The following is a 17,633-nucleotide window of genomic DNA, read 5'->3' on the forward strand; positions in this document are numbered from 1 at the left end:
GGATTCCGCCAGAAACTCACGCCGGCCCGGCACCACGTCGTCCCAGCTCACACAGCAAATGGCGGCTGCCGTACTAGGACAGATACTGAGGTGCCCGGCCTCCTCCCAGAAGTCGTCCAACCACTCCTCGGCGTCGTCGTCCGTCGGCATGACCGGCAGGTCGCGTACGCCGTCGAGGTAGACGTCGATGTGTGGGCGAAGGCGGCAGGGCTGGAGAACAGGCGCTTCTTCAACAGCAGCGTGACGACCAGCCGCTGGGCCTTCTGCCCACGGAGCCACGGCAGGCTCACGATGCTGAGCAGGTAGACCGTGAATGGGTTGGCGGCACTCCCGTGCGTACGTCGTCATCTGGGCGCGAGCCGCGTGTCCAGATCAGGCGCGCAGCTCGGGCAGCACCTCCAGGGCGAGGCGCTCGGCCTGCTCGCGGAAGTCGCCCACGGGCGTGAGGTTCATCGAAGTGAACCCCGACCGGGCGAACCCGAGCAGCCGCTCCGTCACCTCGGCTACGCTGCCTGACACCACCCCGGCCTCGCCGGTCACGGAGCCCACGTGCACCGGGACGTTGTAGACGCAGGCGACCTCACGCCCGCCCGCCGAGTCCGAAGCGGCGGCCAGGACCTGGTCGCGCATGGCCACCGCCTGCTCCGGCCCCGCGAAGCCGTACGAGGGGATCCAGCCGTCCGCGAGCCGTCCGGTGGCCTCCAGCGCCCGCCTGCCGTAGGTGCCGAGCCAGATGGGGATCGGCCGCTCGGGCTTGGGCTCCAGGTCGGCGTCCACCACCCGGTAACGGCTGCCCTCGAAGCTGAAACCGGGCTCCGACCACAGACCTCGGATGATCTGGACGGCCTCCACCATCCCGTCCACCTTCTCCCGGGGTGACGGCACCCCGAGCCCGAAGGCCCGGAACTCCTCGTCGGAGTAGCCGCCGCCGAGACCCAGGATCAGCCGCCCGCCCGACAGCCGGTGCAGGCTCTCGGCCATCTTCGCCACCATCGCGGGTGAGCGGTACGGCACGCCCAGCACCCGGGTCGCGATCCGGATCCGGGTGGTGGCCGCCGCCACCCAGGTCAGCAGGGTCCACACCTCGTACGTCGGCTCGCTCCCGCACGGGTGGTCCGAGGCCGACACGAAGTCGAACCCCAGTGACTCGGCCCATCTGGCGTCGCCCACCGGATCCGCTCCGGCCGCCGCCGAGGTCGAGATGCCCAGCCCGAAAAGTCGCGTGCTCACCATGCCCCCTAAAGGTTTACATGTAAACCTAAGCTAGAGTTGGTTACACGTCAACAAAGGAGCGTGAGGATGGCGGAGCCGCGATGGCTGGACGACGCCGAGTTCCGGGCCTGGATCGGCTACCGGAGGATGCGGTTGCTCCTCGACGCCCAGGTCAGCCGTGACCTCCTGCGTGATTCGGGGCTGTCGGCGCCCGACTACGACGTGCTGTCGGCGCTGACCTCGTCCCAGGGGCGCCGGCGGCGGCTCACCGAGCTGGCAGACCGGATGCTCTGGTCCAAGAGCCGGCTCTCGCGCCACATCTCCCGGATGGAGCAACGCGGGCTCGTCACCCGCGAGGAGTGCGAGACGGACGCGCGCGGAGCCGTGGTCGTGCTCACCGAAGGGGGGCTGCGCGCGATCGAGGAGGCGGCTCCCGCGCACGTCGAGTCGGTCCGCCGCCACTTCGTCGACCTGCTCTCCCCCGAGCAGCTGGAGGTGCTGGGCACCGTCGCGGAGACCGTGCTGGCCCACCTCGCGCCGGGCGCCTCCCCCGAGGCGTCAGGGATGCAGCGCTAGCGCAACGTCCTCTACGGGCCGGCCACCTGGTGGCTGGGCGTGGGGCGGCGGTCCGGCCCGATGCGCTCACCGCGCTGGGCCTGCGAGAGGATCCAGACGCCCTGCTGGCCGATCACGCTCGCGCGCGAGGCCCGTGCCTACGAGCGAAAGGATCACGTCCGGCCTGCCGGCGCGCGAGCATCGTCGCGACGGCGAAGGCGCTGAGCACGCAGCCGATCTGCGCAAGGGCGACAGAGGTGGGCAGGGAAGGGAGTTTCCCGAGGTCGCCCAGCGCCGCTACGGGCAGGAACAGCAGCAGTGACGCGCGCCGTCCCACTGCGGACCCTGCCGCGTATCCCGCTGCCGCTGCCATGATGACGAGCCACGGCACAGGTTTCCAGAGTGCGATCTCATGGTTGGTGGCCATGTCGAGCACGTGCCTGCCGACCTTGCCGGCGGCCAGCCCGATGAGGGCAAACGGCATCCAGAGCATGAGTGCGCGCCGGGAGATGAGCGACAGGCCCTCGCGGGCCGGACGGGTGAAGGCGACGGCGACCGCCACCACTTGCGCCAGGAGAGACAGGCTGACGTTCGGTAGTGCCAGGGACAGAGGAAAGGGCGATCCACCCAGGTACAGCAGGAAAGCGAGTGCGCCCAGTGTGGCGATCCCCCGGTGGCGGAGCGCGACCGCGAGCACGGGCAGGGCGAAGACGATGATCGGTCGAGCCCAGTACAGAAGCGACCACGGTTCTTGCGTCCAGTGGTGAAACAGGCCCGGCCCGATGCTCGGTGCCAGCGACAGGGCCTGACGGGCCAGCGTGTCGGCCAGGATGAGAAGAGGCCACAGCGCCAGGCCCGCGGCCACGGCGTCCCGCCAGACGGGCGCCGACACCGTACCGAAGGCCCGCCGGCAGTGCACGCGAACCGCGCCTGCCAGCAGATCGGCCGTGTCGGCGATGTGCGGGCGGCTCTGTCCGGGCCGTGATCCGGCCAGCAGTACGCCGATCATCTCTTCCTCGTGCCGGGTGCGATGATCACGGGGATAGCAGGCCAGGAGCCGCCGGTATCGGGTTTCGAGGGAGGTCACGCCGTTCCTCCGAGGCCGGCGGCACGCAGCCGCGTGGAAGCCGCTCGCGCGTGACGGCGCATCCGCTCGGCCTCCGCCGCCAGCCGGGTCGCCCCGTCATCGGTCAGCTTGTAGTAGCGCCGGACCCTGCCGTCCACGATCTCCTCACGGTCCTCGGTGATGAGGCCCTCCTCCCGCAGGCGGTCGAAGGCGGCGTAGAGGGTGCCGGCGCGCAACCGTACCCGGCCCTCGGAGATCTGTTCGACGTCGGCGATGAGGCCATACCCATGTTGAGGGCCGGCGGCGAGCGCGGTGAGGATCAGGAAAGTGGGCTCCTGCATCGATCTCATTCGATCATTATATATCGATGATCTTTCTATCAGGCGCCTGATCGGCGACATCCCGCCGCGGACGCGGAACGCCTCAGCCGCGCCCAGGTTCGAGAAGCTCGCGCGGGCCGACCGTCATTTAGTCTTCCGCTCATGCCGCCACGTCTGTCACCCCGCCTCGCCGCGATCGTGAACGCGCTTCCCCTCCAGCCGCACTCACGTGTCCTCGAAATCGGGTGCGGCCCCGGGGCGGCCGCACGAGCGGTCGCAGCCCTGCTCACCACCGGCCACATCCTGGCGATCGACAGATCCGCCACCGCCATCGCCCAGGCCGAAGCCGCCGCGACGGACGAGATCACGTCCGGCCGCATGAGCGTCCGTCAGAGCGCGGGCGAAGACTTCGTCCTGCGGCCTCACGAAGAGCCGTACGACATCGTGTTCGCCGTTCGGGTCGGAGCCCTCGACGGGCGACATCCCGAGGATGGCCGGCGGATGCTCCAGCGCATCGCCGCGGCGACCACGGCGGAGGCCCGGCTTTTCATCGACGGTGGCGATCCGCTTCGCGAACTACCCATCCCGCGGCCTTAAGCCGCCTGGGTGAATGCGACGGAGCTTCGAAAGCTCATCAAAATAGGGAAGCCCACTTCCTTATTGCGCTCATCACCAGTAATGAGCCTACGGGCGCGCGCCGCCCCGCAAGGCGTCAAGGATGCAGCGCCAGCCCCTTGAGCACCTTGTCGACCGCGTTCCTGGGCCCGTGCACGGCCAGCCCGGCGAGCGACAGGTCCGCCGCCTCGACCGCGCGCACCGCGGCCCGGTTGTCCTCGTCGTGGCCCGTCTTGAACATCTCGTCAATGTAGACCGCCACGTCGAACCCCCTGGCCACCGCCTTCTCGCGAACGCGGCCGAGCGCCTCGGCGTCGGCCGCGTAGACGAGCACCGGCTGGCGGAACATCGGCAGGTAGCCGTTGCCGGAGGCGTCGGCGTAGGGCTCGCCGATGGTCTCGGGCACCCCGCCGGCCACGGCGCTGGCGAGGAAGGCGGTGACGTTGAGCCGCTGCCAGACGGCCAGGTCCTCGCGGACCACGATGCCGATCTTCGTGTCGAAACGCATGCGGCCAGCCTCCCGTCTCCGCCTCCGCCGGGTCTTGAACGCTGGTGCGCCTACTGCAGCCAGATGGGCGTCCAGTCGGGCACCTCATGGAAGCGGCGCAGCTCGGCCAGCCCGGACAGGATGCCGCCCCAGGCGGCGAAGGGAGGCTGCGCCCCGTCGAAACCGCTCTGCATCAGCGTGAGCCGGGTCTTGCCGCCGGAGCCCTCCAGCTCCCAGGTGCCGATGCCGTTGCTGCCCCAGTCGACCGAGAGCTTGCGGCCGGGCTCCAGCTCCAGGATGTGCGCCGGGTCGGGGTTGTCGAACCCGCCCATGGCGTAGCGCCCGCCGACGCGCGGCTCGATCGCGATGGGGTAGCCGAACCAGCGGGTGACCGACTCCGAGTCGATCAGGGAGTCGAACACCTTGTCCGGCGTCGCGTCGATCAGGACGTCCGCCCGCATGCCCGTCTTACCGGTGAAGTCGATCTTCGGCGTGAGCTCGCGGCCCTCGAAGTGCTCGACCAGGTTGGCCAGCGCCAGACACCAGAAGGTCTGCAGCACACCGCGGATGCTCGTGCCCTGCAGGGCCTCCTGGTGGTCGTAGTCGCTCTGCGACACCGAGACGATCGTCGCCGACGGCCCGTCCTCCTCGACGGCGAACTCGGTGGTGGCCTCCACCCCGTCGAGCGTCCAGGCGAAGCGCACCGTACGGTCGTCGGCGTGCAGCAGCCGCTGGTGCGGCGCGTCGCCCTCGGGGGTGTGGCGGCCCCAGAACTCGTAGCGGCCCGGCAGCTCGACCTCGGCCTTCTCGGCCAGCCAGATCCGCATGGCCGCGGGGTCGGTCAGCGCGTGGCGCACCTCCTTGACCGGCGCGTGGACGCGGGCACGGAGGACCATCGGCTCAGTCATGTGACTCTCCCTTGGGGTAGCAGGCGACGGCGAGCTTGAAGGCGTCTCCCTCGGCTCCGCCGTACCGGGTGAACAGGTCCTGCAGCATGGTGTGCAGGTCGTTGAGGAACTCCTGGCGGTGCTCCGCCAGGACGTGGATCTCCCCGGACAGCCCGATGGAGGGCAGCTCGGGGGCGGTGCGGTCGAGCGCGGCGATGTCGGCCTGGACCTCCTCCATCAGGTCCAGCAGGTAGCCCAGGCTCAGCTCGTCGCGCGCCTTGCGCAGCCCGATCCGGCCCACCAGGCGCGGCGACAGCCAGTAGGAGCGGGCCGCGGCCTGGTAGATGCCTTCGAGGATGCCGCGCACCTTGCGTTCGGACACGAGGTCGACCAGCCCCGCGTCGACCAGGCGCTTGACGTGGTAGTAGACCCGCTGCGGCGTCTGCCCGAGCTGCTGCGCCACCTCGGTGCAGGTGCGCGGCTCGGCCAGCTGCCGCAGCACTTCCACGCGCTGCGGCTTGAGCAGGGCCTCGGCCTGCTCGATCTCTTCCAGATACAGGACGTCTCTCATCGCAAAAACAATCCTTTACGTAAAATGAGGCTTTGTCAATGGGGGCGGCACAATGACAGGGTGACGGATGACTGGTCCCGCTACTGGCGCTCCCCCGACCAGCGCGTCGAGGCCATGCACGCCCACTTCGAGCGGCACGTCTACCATCGCCACAGCCACGAGACCTACTCCTTCGGCGTGACGGAGGAGGGGGCCCAGGCGTTCACCTGCCGCGGCTCGGCCCACACCAGCGCGGCCGGCATGGTGATGGCGTTCAACCCCGACGACCCGCACGACGGCCACTCCGCGACCGCCACGGGCTTCACCTACCGGATGGTCCACCTCCGCACCGACCTGGTGTCGGACCTGCTCGCCGACCTCACCGCCCGGCGCGCGGGCCTGCCGCTCTTCGCCGCCCCGGTGCTCGACGACCCGGCGCTCGCGCGCTCGCTGCGCGCCCTGCACACCGCCCTGTGCGGCTCTCCCTCGGGCGGCGCTCCGGACGACGGCCCGCCCGCCGTCCGGCCGGTCGCCGTCCCGGCGCTGCGCCGCGACGAGCAGCTCGCCGCCACGGTCTCCGCGATGGTACGGCGAGCCGCCACGGCCCCGGTCGTCCGGCCGACAGAGCTCCCCGGCTCGGCCCGCGTCGCCCGGCGGACCCGCCAACTCCTGCACGAGCGCCACCTGGACGACCTGACCATCGACGACCTGGTCGAGGCCACGGGCGCCAGCCGCTTCACGGTCTACCGGGCCTTCCGCACCGCGTACGGCATGGCCCCCAGCGACTACCAGCGCCAGCTGCGGCTACGCGCGGCCAAACGCCTGATCGCGGACGGCCTGCCGCTCGGCGAGGTCGCGGCGCGCACCGGGTTCGCCGACCAGAGCCACCTGACCCGCTGGTTCACCCGCTACTTCGGCCTCACGCCGGGCGCCTACCGCCAGGCCACCGGCACCACCACCAAGCCGTTGGGTCGGGCCGCTGGCGTGCGATGAGTTTCCGGCCGCCGCACCGTATCAATGCCGGAGACCCACACACGGCAAGGAAAGGGCGACATGATGGCCGACTACATCGATGTCAACGGCGTGCGCACCTGGTACGACGAGCGCGGCGCGGGCGACCCGCTGGTGCTCCTCCATGGGGGCCTGACCGACAGCCGTGACTTCAACGGCAACCTCGACGCGCTGGCCGAGCGGTTCCGGCTCCTGCTACCCGAGCGCAGGGGCCACGGGCACACCCCTGACGTGCCGGGCCCGTTCGCGATGGAGGCGTTCGCGGACGACACCGCGGCGTTCATCGAGAAGACCGCCGACGGTCCCGTACGGCTGGCCGGATACAGCGCCGGAGCGATCGTGGCGCTGTGGACCGCCGTGCGCCGCCCCGACCTGGTCGAGCGGCTCGTCCTGATCAGCGGCGCGTTCGATCCGGAGGGGATGATCCTGCGGCCGAGCGCCGACGCTCCGCCTCCCGCGCAGCTGGTCTCCGCCTATGCCGAAGTGTCTCCTGACGGGGCGGATCACTTCTCCGTCGTCCTGGAGAAGGTGGTCCGGTCGGTGGACGCGGAGGCGCCACTGGCTCCGGACGACCTGGCCGCCGTCACCTGCCCCGTGCTGGTCATGGCGGCCGACGACGACATCGTCACCCTGGAGCACACGCTGCGGATGTACCGGGCGCTTCCGGCGGCGCAGCTCGCCGTCGTGCCGCGGACCTCTCACCTGCTGCTGCACGAGCGGCCCGAGCTGTGCGCCCGGCTGGTCGGCGACTTCCTGGCAGAGGAGCCGGCTCCCACCTGGATGCCGATCCGCCGATCCGCCGGCTAGGGCCGGACGAGCCGCAGGCGGGCGTCGTAACGGCGGCCCGCCACGTGCGGGTCAGCGGGCGTCACCCTGGAGGCCCTCAGCCCCGTGCGGCGTCCGGCGTGCCCTTGGCGGAGCCGTACAGGATGGTGGTTCAAGGCCAGGAGCTGTCCTGATCGGGGTCGCCGCCGTCGGTGAGCAGGCGCAGGTCCGATTCGACCATCATCGCGACCAGTTCCTCGAACGACACCGTGGGCTCCCAGCCGAGCTGCACCCTGGCCTTCTTGGGGTCGGCGCAGAGCAGGTCGACCTCGGCCGGCCGGTGCAGGCCCTGGTCGGTGACGACGTACCGCTCCCAGTCGAGCCCGGCGGCGGTGAAGGCCGCCTCCACCAGCTCGCGGACCGACTTCATCCGGCCGGTGCCGATCACGTAGTCCTCGGGCTTCTCGGCCCGCAGCATGAGGTGCATGGCCCGGACGTAGTCGCCCGCGAAGCCCCAGTCGCGCCGGGCCTCCAGGTTGCCCAGGCGCAGCTCGCCGGCCAGGCCGAGCTTGATGCGGGCCACGCCGAGCGACACCTTGCGGGTGACGAACTCGGCGCCGCGCCGCGGCGACTCGTGGTTGAACAAGATCCCGGAGACCGCGTACATGCCGTAGGACTCGCGGTAGTTCTGGGTAAGGAAGTGGCCGTACGCCTTGGCCACCCCGTACGGCGAGCGGGGGTGGAAGGCGGTGCTCTCGGTCTGGGGCGTCTCGCTGACCTGGCCGAACATCTCAGATGACGAAGCCTGATAGAAGCGGATCTGGCCGTCGGGCGAGCCGCCCCGCGACACGCCCGAGCACACCCGGATGGCCTCCAGCATGCGCAGCACGCCCATCCCGGTGACCTCGGCGGTCAGCTCGGCCTGCTCCCACGACATCGGCACGAACGAGATCGCCCCGAGGTTGTAGACCTCGTCCGGCTGGGCCCGCTCCACCGCCGAGATCAAAGATCCCTGGTCGAGCAGGTCGCCTCGGACCACCTTGACGTCGGCGAGCAGCTTGCGCATCCGCGACACCCGCGGATTGGCCTGGCCTCGTGCCAGCCCCCAGACCTCGTATCCCTGACCGAGCAGGTGCTCGGCCAGATAGGAACCATCCTGGCCGGTGATGCCGGTGATCAGAGCGCGCCTGGCCAACGGGGTCCTCCCCTTATCACTAACCGCCTCCATTGGGACCGGAATGTACAGCTAAGCGCCTTGTCACAGCACCCCATCAAACTGGAACACGTTCTACCGAACATCGCTCGGTCATGCCAACATCGCAGATCGCACGGTGTGCGGGGCAGGTTAGGAACAATTCCAGCCGACCTACCGAATGGTAGCCTTCTCGGACTAAGGTCATCTTTCACGGTACACGCCCGACTCTGGGTGCTACCGGAGTGGAAAGGGGTGTCCGTGAGCGACGCGCTGCGGATCGCGCTGCTGTCCTACCGCAGCAAGCCCACCTGCGGCGGTCAGGGCGTCTACCTCCGCCACCTGAGCCGCGAGCTGGTGGCGCTCGGGCACCACGTCGAGGTGTTCTCCGGCCAGCCCTATCCCGAGCTCGACGAGGGCGTGATCCTCAACAAGGTGCCGAGCCTCGACCTCTACCGCGACGAGGACCCGTTCCGGACCCCGAAGCCCGGTGAGTTCCGCGACTGGATCGACTGCCTCGAGGTCGCCACCATGTGGACCGCCGGCTTCCCCGAGCCGCTGACGTTCACCCTGCGCGCCCGCCGCGAGCTGAGCAAGCGCGTCGGCGACTTCGACGTCGTCCAGGACAACCAGACCCTCGGCTACGGCCTGCTCGGCATCCAGAAGCTGTTCCCCGTGGTCGGCACCATCCACCACCCGATCAGCGTCGACCGCCGCATCGAGCTGGAGGCGGCCAAGGGCGTCAAGAAGCTGACCATGCGCCGGTGGTACGGGTTCGTGAAGATGCAGGCCAAGGTCGCGCCCCGGCTCAGCCCGATCCTGACGGTCAGCGAGTCGTCGCTGGCCGACATCCACCGCGACTTCAACGTGCCGCAGGCCAACATGCGGCTGATCCCGCTCGGCGTCGACACCCGCTACTTCCACCCACGTCCCGACAAGCCCCGCCGCAGGGGCTCGATCGTGGCCGTGGCCAGCGCCGACTCGCCGATGAAAGGCGTCGCCACCCTGCTGCGGGCCGTGGCCAAGCTGGCCACCGAGCGCGACGTCAACCTCACCGTGGTCAGCAAGCCCACCCCGGGCGGCCCCACCGAGCAGCTGGTCAAGGAGCTGTCGCTGGAGGACCGGGTCCGCTTCGTGCACGGCATCTCCGACGACGAGCTGGGCGAGCTGATCGCCACCTCGGAGGTCTCGGTCGTGCCGTCGCTCTACGAGGGCTTCTCGCTGCCCGCGGTCGAGCACATGGCCTGCGCCACACCCCTGGTCGCGAGCCGTACGGGAGCGCTGCCGGAAGTGGTCGGCGACGCCGCGATCCAGGTGAGCCCCGGCGACGCCGAGGAGCTGGCGTCGGTGCTGCGCCGCCTGCACGACTCTCCCGAGGAGCGCGAACGGGTGGGCCGGGCCGGATACGACCGGGTCATGGAACGCTACACCTGGCGCGTCGTCGCGAAGAAGACCGTCGAGGCCTATCGCGAGGCCATCGCGGCCCGCCGCCCCTGATGAGCCCCCCGTTGAGCCCCTGATGAGCCCCCGATGAGAACGAGGAGACCTGTCTAGTGCTGACCGTGGACTTCGCCCGGCTGCCCGTCGGACCCGGCGTGCGCGTGCTCGACCTCGGCTGCGGCGGCGGCCGGCACGCCTTCGAGGTGCTGCGCCGGGGGGCCGACGTCGTCGCCTTCGACATGGACAAGTCGGAGCTGGACGACGTGGCGGCTATGTTCGTGGCGATGGACAAGGGCGGTGAGGTGCCACTCGGCGCGACCGGCGAGACCGTCCAGGGCACCGCGCTGGACATGCCGTTCGAGGACGACGGCTTCGACCGGGTGATCGCGGCCGAGGTGCTAGAGCACATCCCCGACGACATGACCGCGATGCGGGAGATCTTCCGGGTGCTCAAGCCCGGCGGCACCGCCGCGATCACCGTGCCGAGCTTCCTGCCGGAGCGCATCTGCTGGGCGCTGGACGAGGCCTACCACACCGCCCCCGGCGGCCATGTCCGCATCTACACGCTGGCCGAGCTGTCGGCGAAGCTGAAGTCCACCGGCTTCGAGATCGGCCCCCACCACCACGCGCACGGCCTGCACGTGCCCTACTGGTGGATCAAGTGCGCGGTCGGCGTCAACAACGACGACCACCCGCTCGCCAAGGCCTACCACGAGCTGCTCGTCTGGGACATCATGAAGCGCCCGGCCGCCACCCGGATCGCCGAGACCCTGCTCAACCCGGTCATCGGCAAGAGCGTGGTGCTGTACGTCCGGAAGCCCGCGGCGTGATCGGTCGCGACAAGATCGTCCAGACGGCTCAGAGCATCGCGGCGATCCAGCAGGACGACGGCGGCATCCCCTGGCCCGAGGGTCACGTCGACGCGTGGAACCACATCGAGTGCCTGATGGCCATGAGCGTGGCCGGCCTGGACGAGCCGGTCCGCCGGGGCTACGACTACCTGGCCGCCCACCAGCGCGACGACGGTTCGTGGCCGATGAAGCTGGTCGACGGCGTCGCCGTGGAGCGCGGCGGCGAGTCCAACCACGCCGCCTACCTCGCGGCGGGCGTCTGGCACCGCCACCTCGTCACGGGCGACCAGGCGTTCACCAAGGAGCGCTGGCCGATGGTCAAGGCGGCCCTCGACTACGTGGTCGGGCTGCAGACCGAGCGGGGCGAGATCGTCTGGGAGCGCGACGCCCAGGGCCGCGCCTCGTCGTACGCGCTGCTCACCGGCTGCTCCTCGATCCACCAGGGGCTGCGCTGCGGCGTGCTGCTGGCCGACCAGCTGGGCGACCCGCAGCCGCACTGGGAGCTGGCCGCCGACCGCCTGGCCCACGTGCTGTCGGCCCATCCCGAGGCGTTCGCCGACAAGAGCCGCTTCTCGATGGACTGGTACTACCCCGTGCTCGGCGGCGCCGTGCGCGGCGCCCAGGCGTTTGAGCTGCTCGACCGCGAGTGGCCGACGTTCGTGGTGCCGGGGCTCGGCATCCGCTGCGTGTCGGACCAGCCGTGGGTGACCGGCGCCGAGACGTGCGAGCTGGTGCTGGCCCTCGACGCGCTGGGCGACCGCGAGCGGGCGGTCCGGCTCTTCGCCGACATGCAGCACCTGCGGCACGAGGACGGCTCCTACTGGACCGGCTGGCAGTTCGCCAACCACAAGCACTTCCCGTACGAGCGCTCCGGCTACACCGCCGCCGCGGTCGTCCTGGCCGCCGACGCGCTGCAGGGCCTGTCCGGGGGCGCCGCGCTGTTCCGGGCGGTGGCCGCGCCGTCCGTCACGCCCTCCGACCCCGACCTCTGCGGCTGCACCCCCGCGCGCACCTGACCGCCCCGCCGTACGGGAACGCAAGGGGTTTTGCGGGTTCTTTGCCGGGATGGGCGGAGCGGCTCCTCCGGCGTTCGGAATGGGGTGACTAGCTTCGGGTGTGGCCGTACGAGGCGTCTTCGGGGGAAGCGTGGGCGACACGGGCACAACAGCGTTCTTGCACCAGGACAGGACCGAACCGACTCTGAGTCAGGCTCGCGGCTGGCGAAGGCTGCTGGCCCGCGAGGAGCACGAGGCGGATCTCGGGCGGCGGAGGTTCGTCCTCAGACACGGACCGGCGGGAACGATCATCGAAGACGCCGAGAAGTCCTACCTGTTCGGTTTCAACGCGGTCGTCTCGCAGGAGCTCGGCAAGATCGAGGAGCTGCCGCCGCGGCAGCGGGCCTTCGGCTACGAGGGCGCCGGCGCCGCCTGCACCGCGCTCGACCTCCTCACCCTGACCCGGGGCCGGCGGCTGCACGAGCTGCTGGCCGGCCCCGCCGCGCAGCACCAGTACGCCGTCCACCTCGGCGCCGGCCGAGGCTACGCGCTGCTGCGCCTGCGGCCGGTCCGGCGCGCGAAGCGATCCCATCCGCTGCTGCGCTGGCTGGCCGTGGACGGCTACGGCTTCCAGCGCAGCCTCGACCACACCGACCGGATGGTGGGCGAGCGGGCCCTGCCGGACCTGCCGACCAGGGCCTTCCGCGGGACCTTCGACCAGGGGCTGGGCCGGCTGCTCTGGTATCACGACTGCGCCTCGCCGGACGACGTGGCGGCCCGCGTCTCCGCCTACCCGGCGGGCCGGCGGGCGGACCTGTGGAGTGGCGTCGCGTTCGCCGCGACGCGCGTGGGCGGGGCCGGCCCCGCGGACCTGGAAAGGCTGGCCGAGCACGCGGGAGCGGACGGCTTCCGGGCCCACCTGGCGCAGGGGTGCGCGTTCGCCGCGGCCACCGAACTGTGGGCGAGCCCGCAGCCCGAGCATGTGGCGCAGGCCGTACGGGCTCTGACCGGGGCCGAGCCAGGCGAGGCCGCCTCCTGGGTGGCCGACGCGCTCACCGCCCTCGGCCACGATCCGCACACCCACGACGACTTCCTGGCCTGGCAGGCCGGCACCCGCCGCGCCTGGACCGGGCGGCACGGCTGAACGAGCCGGCGCCACGGCTGAGCGAACCAGTGGCACGGCGGCTCGACGAACCGGCCGTGCTCCGACCGGCTCAGTGATCGGGCCGGCTCAGTGATCGGGCCGGCTCAGTGATCGGGCCGGGCGCCGATGCCGGGCCCAACGCGCTCCAGCACGCGCAGCGACCCCTCCACCGCCACCTCCTTGAACGCGCCCGACTCCAGGGCGCGCAGGTAGACCCGGTAGGGCGCCTGCCCCCCGGTGGCGGGGTCGGGGTAGATGTCGTGGAAGACCAGCGCCCCGCCCTCCATGACGTGCGGCGCCCAGCCCTCGTAGTCGCGCGTCACCGGCTCCTCGGAGTGGCCGCCGTCGATGAACAGCAGGCCGAGCGGGGTCGCCCAGAGCCTGGCCACCTGCTCCGACCGGCCGACGATCGCGATCACCTCGTCCTCCAGCCCGGCCGCCGCGATCGTCTGACGGAACACCGGCAGGGAGTCCATCTTGCCGAACCGCGGATCGACCAACGTCGGGTCGTGGTGGGCCCAGCCCGGCTGGATCTCCTCCGAGCCGCGATGGTGGTCGACGGTGACGACCACGGACCCGGTCTGCCGGGCGGCCGCGCCGAGGTAGACGGCCGACTTGCCGCAGTAGGTGCCGATCTCGCAGATCGGGCCGCGCCCGCCGTATCTCAGGGCCGCCTCGAACAGCGCGATGCCCTCCTTCGGCGGCATGAAGCCCTTGGCGTGCTCGGCTGCGTACAGCAGTTCGGGCGGCATCGTCATGGCATCGACCCTAACGGAACCGAACAACATTCCAGGGCCCTCTTGCCCGGCTTTATGCAACCTGTTCTACTTGGCAGCGTGAATCAGCGCGCTCGCATCTCGATGTCCGAGGAAGCCGTCACCGCGTTCCTGGAGGGGTCCCGCAAGCTGCAGCTCGCGACCATCAACCCCGACGGCACGCCGCACCTGGTGACCATGTTCTACGGGCTCGACGAGGGACGCATCGCCTTCTGGACGTACGGGAAGTCCCAGAAGACGCGTAACCTGGAGCGCGACCCGCGGGTGAGCTGCCTGATCGAGGCCGGCGACGACTACGCGGAGCTCCGGGGCGTCCTGGTGTACGGCGAGGCCAAGCGCATCGACGACCGCGAGCGGGTGCTGGCCATCGGCCTTGACGTCGCCCGCAGGATGACGCCCGGCGTGGCTGACGAGTTGCTGCTGCCGTACGTCGCGCAGACCGGTCGCAAGCGGGTCGCATTCGTCGTGGAGCGCACCAAAGTGGTCTCATGGGACCACAGGAGGCTCACATGAAAGTCACAGTTGACGAGATGGTGTGCGAGGCCAACGCCGTGTGCATGGGGCTCGCACCCGAGGTGTTCGATGTGGACGACGACGACCAGCTCCACATCCTGTTGCCCGAACCACCACCCGACATGCTCGACCGCGTCAGGCACGCGGTCCGATCCTGCCCCAAAGCCGCACTTTCCCTTGAGGAATAGCTGGAGGAGGAACCCCCCATGCGCGCCGCCCTTCTGCACGCCGTAGGCGACGACAAGCTGGACATCCGCGACGACGTCACCCTGGCCCCGGTCGGGCCCACCGACGTCCGCGTGCGGATCAAGGCGACCGGCGTCTGCCATTCGGACCTCTCGGCCATGACCGGCGTGCTTCCGCAGCCCGTTCCGCTGGTCCCCGGGCACGAGGGGGCGGGCGAGGTGGTGGAGGTCGGTGACCACGTCACCTCGGTCCAGCCGGGCGACCACGTGGTCATCAGCTGGCGCCCGGCCTGCCAGGAGTGCGACCTGTGCCTCGGCGGCCAGCCGTTCCTCTGCATGAAGTACGTGATCGAGTCGTTCAGCAAGGGCAACTTCCGCTTCGGCGGAGACACCACGGCGTTCGGCATGGCCGGCTGCGGCACCTGGGCCGAGGAGATCGTCGTTCCCTGGCAGGGCGTGGTCAAGATCGACGCGGACGTGCCGTGGGAGGTCGCGGCGTTGATCGGCTGCGGCATCACCACCGGCGTCGGAGCCGCCATCAACACCGCCCGGGTGCGGCCCGGCTCCACGGTCGCGGTGATCGGCTGCGGCGGCGTCGGCCTCTCGGTCATCCAGGGCGCCCGCGTCTCCGGCGCCCGGACCATCCTCGCGATCGACCCGCTGACGTCCAAGCACGAGCTGGCCAAGAAGGTCGGCGCGACCCACGCCGTCACCCCCGACGACGTGCCCGGCGCGCTGGCCGAGCTGACCGGCGGCAGCGGCTTCGACTACGGCTTCGAGGTGGTCGGCAAGTCGGCCACCATCCAGGGCGCCTGGCAGGTCACCCGGGCGGGCGGCGACGTCATCGTGGTCGGCGCGGGCGCGATGGACGACATGGTGTCGATCTCCGCCTTCAGCCTGCTCTTCGAGGGCAAGAACCTGCTGTCCAGCCTGTACGGCGAGGCCGACGTGCGGCACGACTTCCCCTACTTCGCCAACCTCTACAAGGCCGGCAAGCTGGACCTGGAGTCGATGATCAGCTCCCGCATCAGGCTCGGCGACCTCAACGACGCCGTGGCGGCGCTCAAGAGCGGCGAGGTGCTCCGCCAGATCGTCGTCATGGACTGATCCTGAGCCGTGCCGGGACGCCTCCGGAGCCGTCTGGCCTCAGCCCTGACCTTCGAAGTCGGGGTGGCAGGAAACGAGGAAGGCGAACGCTCCGGTGGCGTCCTTGGTCCGGTAGAACTCCACCATCGTGGCGTTGAACTCCTGACGACGAGCCGCGGGGACACTGATGGCGTCCATGCCATGCGACATCAGATGTCCATTCATCATCGACCGGCCCGTTCGCTCGTTGCCGTCGAAGTAGAACTGCTGCAGCGCGGCGAACAGGAAGTACGCGATCGCCTGCGTGAGGGGCGAGTCGAGCTCCGTCTGGATGGCCGAGACACCACGGGTGAAGATGCGGCGGAGATTCTCACCACCCGGTTCGGTGGGCGGAGGGATGTACCGGCCATGTTCGCCGAGGCTGACCCCCGGTGTCAGGGTTTCCTTGCCTTCCCCACGGAAGTGGCCGGATTCCAAGGCCTCCTCGCGTGCGATGAGCAGTTGGAAGTGATCAGAAGTCGGCTTGTCCAGCCGGAACTCTCCAGACTTCACCACCCTGACGAGCTCTCTCGCTGCTTCGGCGAGATTGACCACCTGGCGCTCATCGCTGAGCTTGCGCCCCCCGACCGTGATCCCCTCCATCAGGGTCTGCACCTCCGGGTACGTGAACGGATTGCCCTCCAGAACGGCCGCATCCCACACGAACTCCGGCAACGCGCGCTGATACCGCCAGACGGCTCGCGCGACCGAGTGCACGCCCACGTCGTGTGCCATCGGAACGTGCGCCCAACTGAAACCCAGCGCGTCAGTCAACTGCTCCGCCATCATTCGTCCCCAAGCCTCGAACCCCATGCGATGCGTAACAGAGCCCATCGTGCCAAAACTCGGTTCGAGTGTTCACCACTGCGGCCGAGCCGGCACTGCTCGCCTGGGTGGTGTTTCGCGCGTGTCCCATCGGGTGCTGGCCAGGCGGCGTTCGGTCAGCGTGAGGAGGTCGAAGATCTCGCGAGCGAGGTAACCCCTGGTGTTCCGGTCGACCTGCTCGGGGTGGAGGATACGGGCGCCGCGCGACCGCCGAGTCGGCTCGCGGCACCGGCCGCAGTCCCTGGGACCCTCCTCTCGCCTCACTGCGCCTCACGGCGCAAGCCGAAGACCGCGCAGTCCCCGGCCGCGGCTTGAGTCTCCTGTAACGGGAGACCGTACGGTCGGCGCATGAGTGACAAGAAGATCCAGTCCCTGCTCAGCGACGAGGAGAAGCGAGAGGTCTGGGGTGAGTGGGCCGATCAGGAAGACGAGTACCTCGACGAGGTGGAGCAACGGTGGGGAGACTCCACCGCGTACGCGCAGTCCGCGAAGCGTGTCGCCGTCTACGGCAAGGAGCAGTGGAAGCAGATCAACCGCGACAACGCGGAGATCGAGGCGCGAATCCGCGAGCTGATGGACGCCGGCGCCGACCCGTCGAGCGAGGCGGCGATGGACGTGGCCGAGGCGCAGCGGCAGCACATCGCCCGCTGGTTCTACGACATGACGCACGAGTTCCACGTGCGGAAGAGCCTGCTGTACGTCGAGGACCCGCGTTTCCGGGCGGGGATCGAGGCGAACACCCGGCCGGGCGCGGCGGAATGGCTGCAGGAAGCGATCAAGGCCAACGCCGCACGCGCCGCCGAGACACCGAGCACGACAGCGTGACCCGGCACGCGCCGGCTGCTGCGGGCCCGGCGCGGCAGCGCGATGTGCGCGGGCCGGACGTGGAATTCGCGTGCCCCTCCCAGGCCACAGCGAACGTGCGGGGCGGGTGTCAAGGGGCGACGGCGCGTGGGCCTTCCCCCTCCTCGCCGTAGAACGGATGCCGCATGGTGGTGCTGTTGAGCACATGCAGCACCTGCGCCGGCTCGCCGAACAGCGCGGCTACAGATCCGTCGAATCACACTGCGACATAACGACCATCAGCTTGCGAACGCCCAGACTCCATGCTGGAGGTCA

21 protein-coding genes are annotated in these 17,633 nt (G+C 70.1%); 12 read left to right on the forward strand and 9 right to left on the reverse strand.

The window, feature by feature from the left end; genetic code table 11:
- Positions 1-372: 372 nt before the first annotated feature.
- Positions 373-1,230 (reverse strand): LLM class flavin-dependent oxidoreductase, encoded by an 858-nt coding sequence (locus AC5L3X_RS32935; protein ID WP_494862233.1) that lies wholly within the window; start codon positions 1,228-1,230, stop codon positions 373-375.
- 69 nt (positions 1,231-1,299) lie between these two features.
- Between AC5L3X_RS32935 and AC5L3X_RS32940 the strand changes: the two genes are divergently transcribed.
- Positions 1,300-1,788: a MarR family winged helix-turn-helix transcriptional regulator gene (locus tag AC5L3X_RS32940; protein ID WP_494862235.1), complete on the forward strand. Its 489-nt coding sequence runs from the start codon at positions 1,300-1,302 to the stop codon at positions 1,786-1,788.
- 112 nt (positions 1,789-1,900) lie between these two features.
- Here the strand turns inward: AC5L3X_RS32940 and AC5L3X_RS32945 are convergent, their stop codons facing one another.
- Entirely contained in the window at positions 1,901-2,854 is a 954-nt protein-coding gene (locus AC5L3X_RS32945) for a hypothetical protein (RefSeq protein WP_494862237.1), read from the reverse strand.
- Positions 2,851-3,183, reverse strand: coding sequence for a PadR family transcriptional regulator (locus AC5L3X_RS32950; protein WP_263647712.1), 333 nt, complete (start codon positions 3,181-3,183; stop codon positions 2,851-2,853). Before AC5L3X_RS32950 ends, AC5L3X_RS32945 begins: the two co-directional genes overlap by 4 nt.
- Positions 3,184-3,315: 132 nt before the next feature.
- Here AC5L3X_RS32950 and AC5L3X_RS32955 point away from each other — a divergent pair, with 132 nt between their 5' ends.
- A complete protein-coding gene (locus AC5L3X_RS32955; protein WP_494862240.1) occupies positions 3,316-3,750 on the forward strand; it encodes a methyltransferase domain-containing protein in 435 nt (144 codons plus the stop codon).
- A 115-nt stretch (positions 3,751-3,865) separates the two neighbouring features.
- On the opposite strand, the gene AC5L3X_RS32960 is transcribed toward AC5L3X_RS32955, so the two are convergent.
- From AC5L3X_RS32960 to AC5L3X_RS32970, 3 genes are read right to left on the reverse strand one after another with little or no spacing between them, the layout of a single operon-like run.
- Positions 3,866-4,276, reverse strand: a complete 411-nt coding sequence (locus AC5L3X_RS32960) for a DUF2000 family protein (protein WP_494862242.1) — start codon at positions 4,274-4,276, stop codon at positions 3,866-3,868.
- 50 nt (positions 4,277-4,326) lie between these two features.
- Positions 4,327-5,163, reverse strand: a complete 837-nt coding sequence (locus tag AC5L3X_RS32965) for an SRPBCC family protein (RefSeq protein WP_494862244.1) — start codon at positions 5,161-5,163, stop codon at positions 4,327-4,329.
- The gene (locus AC5L3X_RS32970; RefSeq protein WP_494862246.1) at positions 5,156-5,713 is read right to left on the reverse strand and encodes a helix-turn-helix domain-containing protein; all 558 of its coding nucleotides are present in this window, start codon (positions 5,711-5,713) and stop codon (positions 5,156-5,158) included. Before AC5L3X_RS32970 ends, AC5L3X_RS32965 begins: the two co-directional genes overlap by 8 nt.
- A gap of 60 nt (positions 5,714-5,773) precedes the next feature.
- On the opposite strand from AC5L3X_RS32970, the gene AC5L3X_RS32975 reads away from it, so the two are divergent.
- Both AC5L3X_RS32975 and AC5L3X_RS32980 read left to right on the forward strand, forming a co-directional pair.
- On the forward strand, positions 5,774-6,685 hold the full coding sequence (locus AC5L3X_RS32975; RefSeq protein WP_494862248.1) for a helix-turn-helix transcriptional regulator: 912 nt from the start codon (positions 5,774-5,776) through the stop codon (positions 6,683-6,685).
- Positions 6,686-6,745: 60 nt separating this feature from the next.
- Complete coding sequence (locus AC5L3X_RS32980; RefSeq protein ID WP_494862250.1) at positions 6,746-7,510, forward strand: alpha/beta fold hydrolase; 765 nt, start codon at positions 6,746-6,748, stop codon at positions 7,508-7,510.
- 130 nt (positions 7,511-7,640) lie between these two features.
- On the opposite strand, the gene AC5L3X_RS32985 is transcribed toward AC5L3X_RS32980, so the two are convergent.
- A complete protein-coding gene (locus AC5L3X_RS32985) occupies positions 7,641-8,663 on the reverse strand; it encodes a GDP-mannose 4,6-dehydratase (protein WP_494862251.1) in 1,023 nt (340 codons plus the stop codon).
- Positions 8,664-8,921: 258 nt separating this feature from the next.
- On the opposite strand from AC5L3X_RS32985, the gene AC5L3X_RS32990 reads away from it, so the two are divergent.
- The 4 genes from AC5L3X_RS32990 to AC5L3X_RS33005 all read left to right on the forward strand — a co-directional run bounded on the left by AC5L3X_RS32990 (position 8,922) and on the right by AC5L3X_RS33005 (position 13,090).
- Positions 8,922-10,157 carry a glycosyltransferase family 4 protein gene (locus AC5L3X_RS32990; RefSeq protein WP_494862253.1) on the forward strand — a complete coding sequence of 412 codons (1,236 nt, stop codon included), beginning with the start codon at positions 8,922-8,924 and terminating at the stop codon, positions 10,155-10,157.
- A 56-nt stretch (positions 10,158-10,213) separates the two neighbouring features.
- A complete protein-coding gene (locus tag AC5L3X_RS32995) occupies positions 10,214-10,930 on the forward strand; it encodes a class I SAM-dependent methyltransferase (RefSeq protein ID WP_494862254.1) in 717 nt (238 codons plus the stop codon).
- Positions 10,927-11,967 (forward strand): prenyltransferase, encoded by a 1,041-nt coding sequence (locus tag AC5L3X_RS33000; RefSeq protein ID WP_494862256.1) that lies wholly within the window; start codon positions 10,927-10,929, stop codon positions 11,965-11,967. The genes AC5L3X_RS32995 and AC5L3X_RS33000 overlap by 4 nt, the downstream gene beginning before the upstream one ends.
- Before the next feature lie 157 nt (positions 11,968-12,124).
- Positions 12,125-13,090, forward strand: a complete 966-nt coding sequence (locus AC5L3X_RS33005) for a DUF1702 family protein (RefSeq protein ID WP_494862257.1) — start codon at positions 12,125-12,127, stop codon at positions 13,088-13,090.
- A 104-nt stretch (positions 13,091-13,194) separates the two neighbouring features.
- Here AC5L3X_RS33005 and AC5L3X_RS33010 read toward each other — a convergent pair whose 3' ends face one another.
- Positions 13,195-13,842 carry a class I SAM-dependent methyltransferase gene (locus tag AC5L3X_RS33010; protein ID WP_494862348.1) on the reverse strand — a complete coding sequence of 216 codons (648 nt, stop codon included), beginning with the start codon at positions 13,840-13,842 and terminating at the stop codon, positions 13,195-13,197.
- Between the two features lie 84 nt (positions 13,843-13,926).
- Here AC5L3X_RS33010 and AC5L3X_RS33015 point away from each other — a divergent pair, with 84 nt between their 5' ends.
- The 3 genes from AC5L3X_RS33015 to AC5L3X_RS33025 are packed head-to-tail and all read left to right on the forward strand — an operon-like array spanning position 13,927 to position 15,671.
- Positions 13,927-14,379: a pyridoxamine 5'-phosphate oxidase family protein gene (locus tag AC5L3X_RS33015; protein ID WP_494862259.1), complete on the forward strand. Its 453-nt coding sequence runs from the start codon at positions 13,927-13,929 to the stop codon at positions 14,377-14,379.
- Positions 14,376-14,567 carry a ferredoxin gene (locus AC5L3X_RS33020; RefSeq protein WP_189123234.1) on the forward strand — a complete coding sequence of 64 codons (192 nt, stop codon included), beginning with the start codon at positions 14,376-14,378 and terminating at the stop codon, positions 14,565-14,567. Before AC5L3X_RS33015 ends, AC5L3X_RS33020 begins: the two co-directional genes overlap by 4 nt.
- Before the next feature lie 18 nt (positions 14,568-14,585).
- Positions 14,586-15,671 (forward strand): Zn-dependent alcohol dehydrogenase, encoded by a 1,086-nt coding sequence (locus tag AC5L3X_RS33025; protein ID WP_494862261.1) that lies wholly within the window; start codon positions 14,586-14,588, stop codon positions 15,669-15,671.
- Positions 15,672-15,710: 39 nt separating this feature from the next.
- Here AC5L3X_RS33025 and AC5L3X_RS33030 read toward each other — a convergent pair whose 3' ends face one another.
- A complete protein-coding gene (locus AC5L3X_RS33030; RefSeq protein WP_494862263.1) occupies positions 15,711-16,475 on the reverse strand; it encodes a Fic family protein in 765 nt (254 codons plus the stop codon).
- 387 nt (positions 16,476-16,862) lie between these two features.
- On the opposite strand from AC5L3X_RS33030, the gene AC5L3X_RS33035 reads away from it, so the two are divergent.
- The gene (locus AC5L3X_RS33035) at positions 16,863-17,339 is read left to right on the forward strand and encodes a TipAS antibiotic-recognition domain-containing protein (RefSeq protein WP_494862264.1); all 477 of its coding nucleotides are present in this window, start codon (positions 16,863-16,865) and stop codon (positions 17,337-17,339) included.
- The last annotated feature ends 294 nt before the right edge of the window (positions 17,340-17,633 follow it).

This window comes from Nonomuraea sp. CX421, from assembly GCF_059358955.1.

What these genes read in the sequence shown, in the direction of transcription:
- AC5L3X_RS33010 (WP_494862348.1), bottom strand. Translation starts at nt 13,842, where the DNA reads ATGCCGCCCGAACTGCTGTACGCAGCCGAGCACGCCAAGGGCTTCATG.
- AC5L3X_RS32980 (WP_494862250.1), top strand. Translation starts at nt 6,746, where the DNA reads ATGATGGCCGACTACATCGATGTCAACGGCGTGCGCACCTGGTACGAC.
- AC5L3X_RS32940 (WP_494862235.1), top strand. Translation starts at nt 1,300, where the DNA reads ATGGCGGAGCCGCGATGGCTGGACGACGCCGAGTTCCGGGCCTGGATC.
- AC5L3X_RS33025 (WP_494862261.1), top strand. Translation starts at nt 14,586, where the DNA reads ATGCGCGCCGCCCTTCTGCACGCCGTAGGCGACGACAAGCTGGACATC.
- AC5L3X_RS33020 (WP_189123234.1), top strand. Translation starts at nt 14,376, where the DNA reads ATGAAAGTCACAGTTGACGAGATGGTGTGCGAGGCCAACGCCGTGTGC.
- AC5L3X_RS32960 (WP_494862242.1), bottom strand. Translation starts at nt 4,276, where the DNA reads ATGCGTTTCGACACGAAGATCGGCATCGTGGTCCGCGAGGACCTGGCC.
- AC5L3X_RS32965 (WP_494862244.1), bottom strand. Translation starts at nt 5,163, where the DNA reads ATGACTGAGCCGATGGTCCTCCGTGCCCGCGTCCACGCGCCGGTCAAG.
- AC5L3X_RS32955 (WP_494862240.1), top strand. Translation starts at nt 3,316, where the DNA reads ATGCCGCCACGTCTGTCACCCCGCCTCGCCGCGATCGTGAACGCGCTT.
- AC5L3X_RS33035 (WP_494862264.1), top strand. Translation starts at nt 16,863, where the DNA reads ATGAGTGACAAGAAGATCCAGTCCCTGCTCAGCGACGAGGAGAAGCGA.
- AC5L3X_RS33030 (WP_494862263.1), bottom strand. Translation starts at nt 16,475, where the DNA reads ATGGCGGAGCAGTTGACTGACGCGCTGGGTTTCAGTTGGGCGCACGTT.
- AC5L3X_RS32950 (WP_263647712.1), bottom strand. Translation starts at nt 3,183, where the DNA reads ATGAGATCGATGCAGGAGCCCACTTTCCTGATCCTCACCGCGCTCGCC.
- AC5L3X_RS32970 (WP_494862246.1), bottom strand. Translation starts at nt 5,713, where the DNA reads ATGAGAGACGTCCTGTATCTGGAAGAGATCGAGCAGGCCGAGGCCCTG.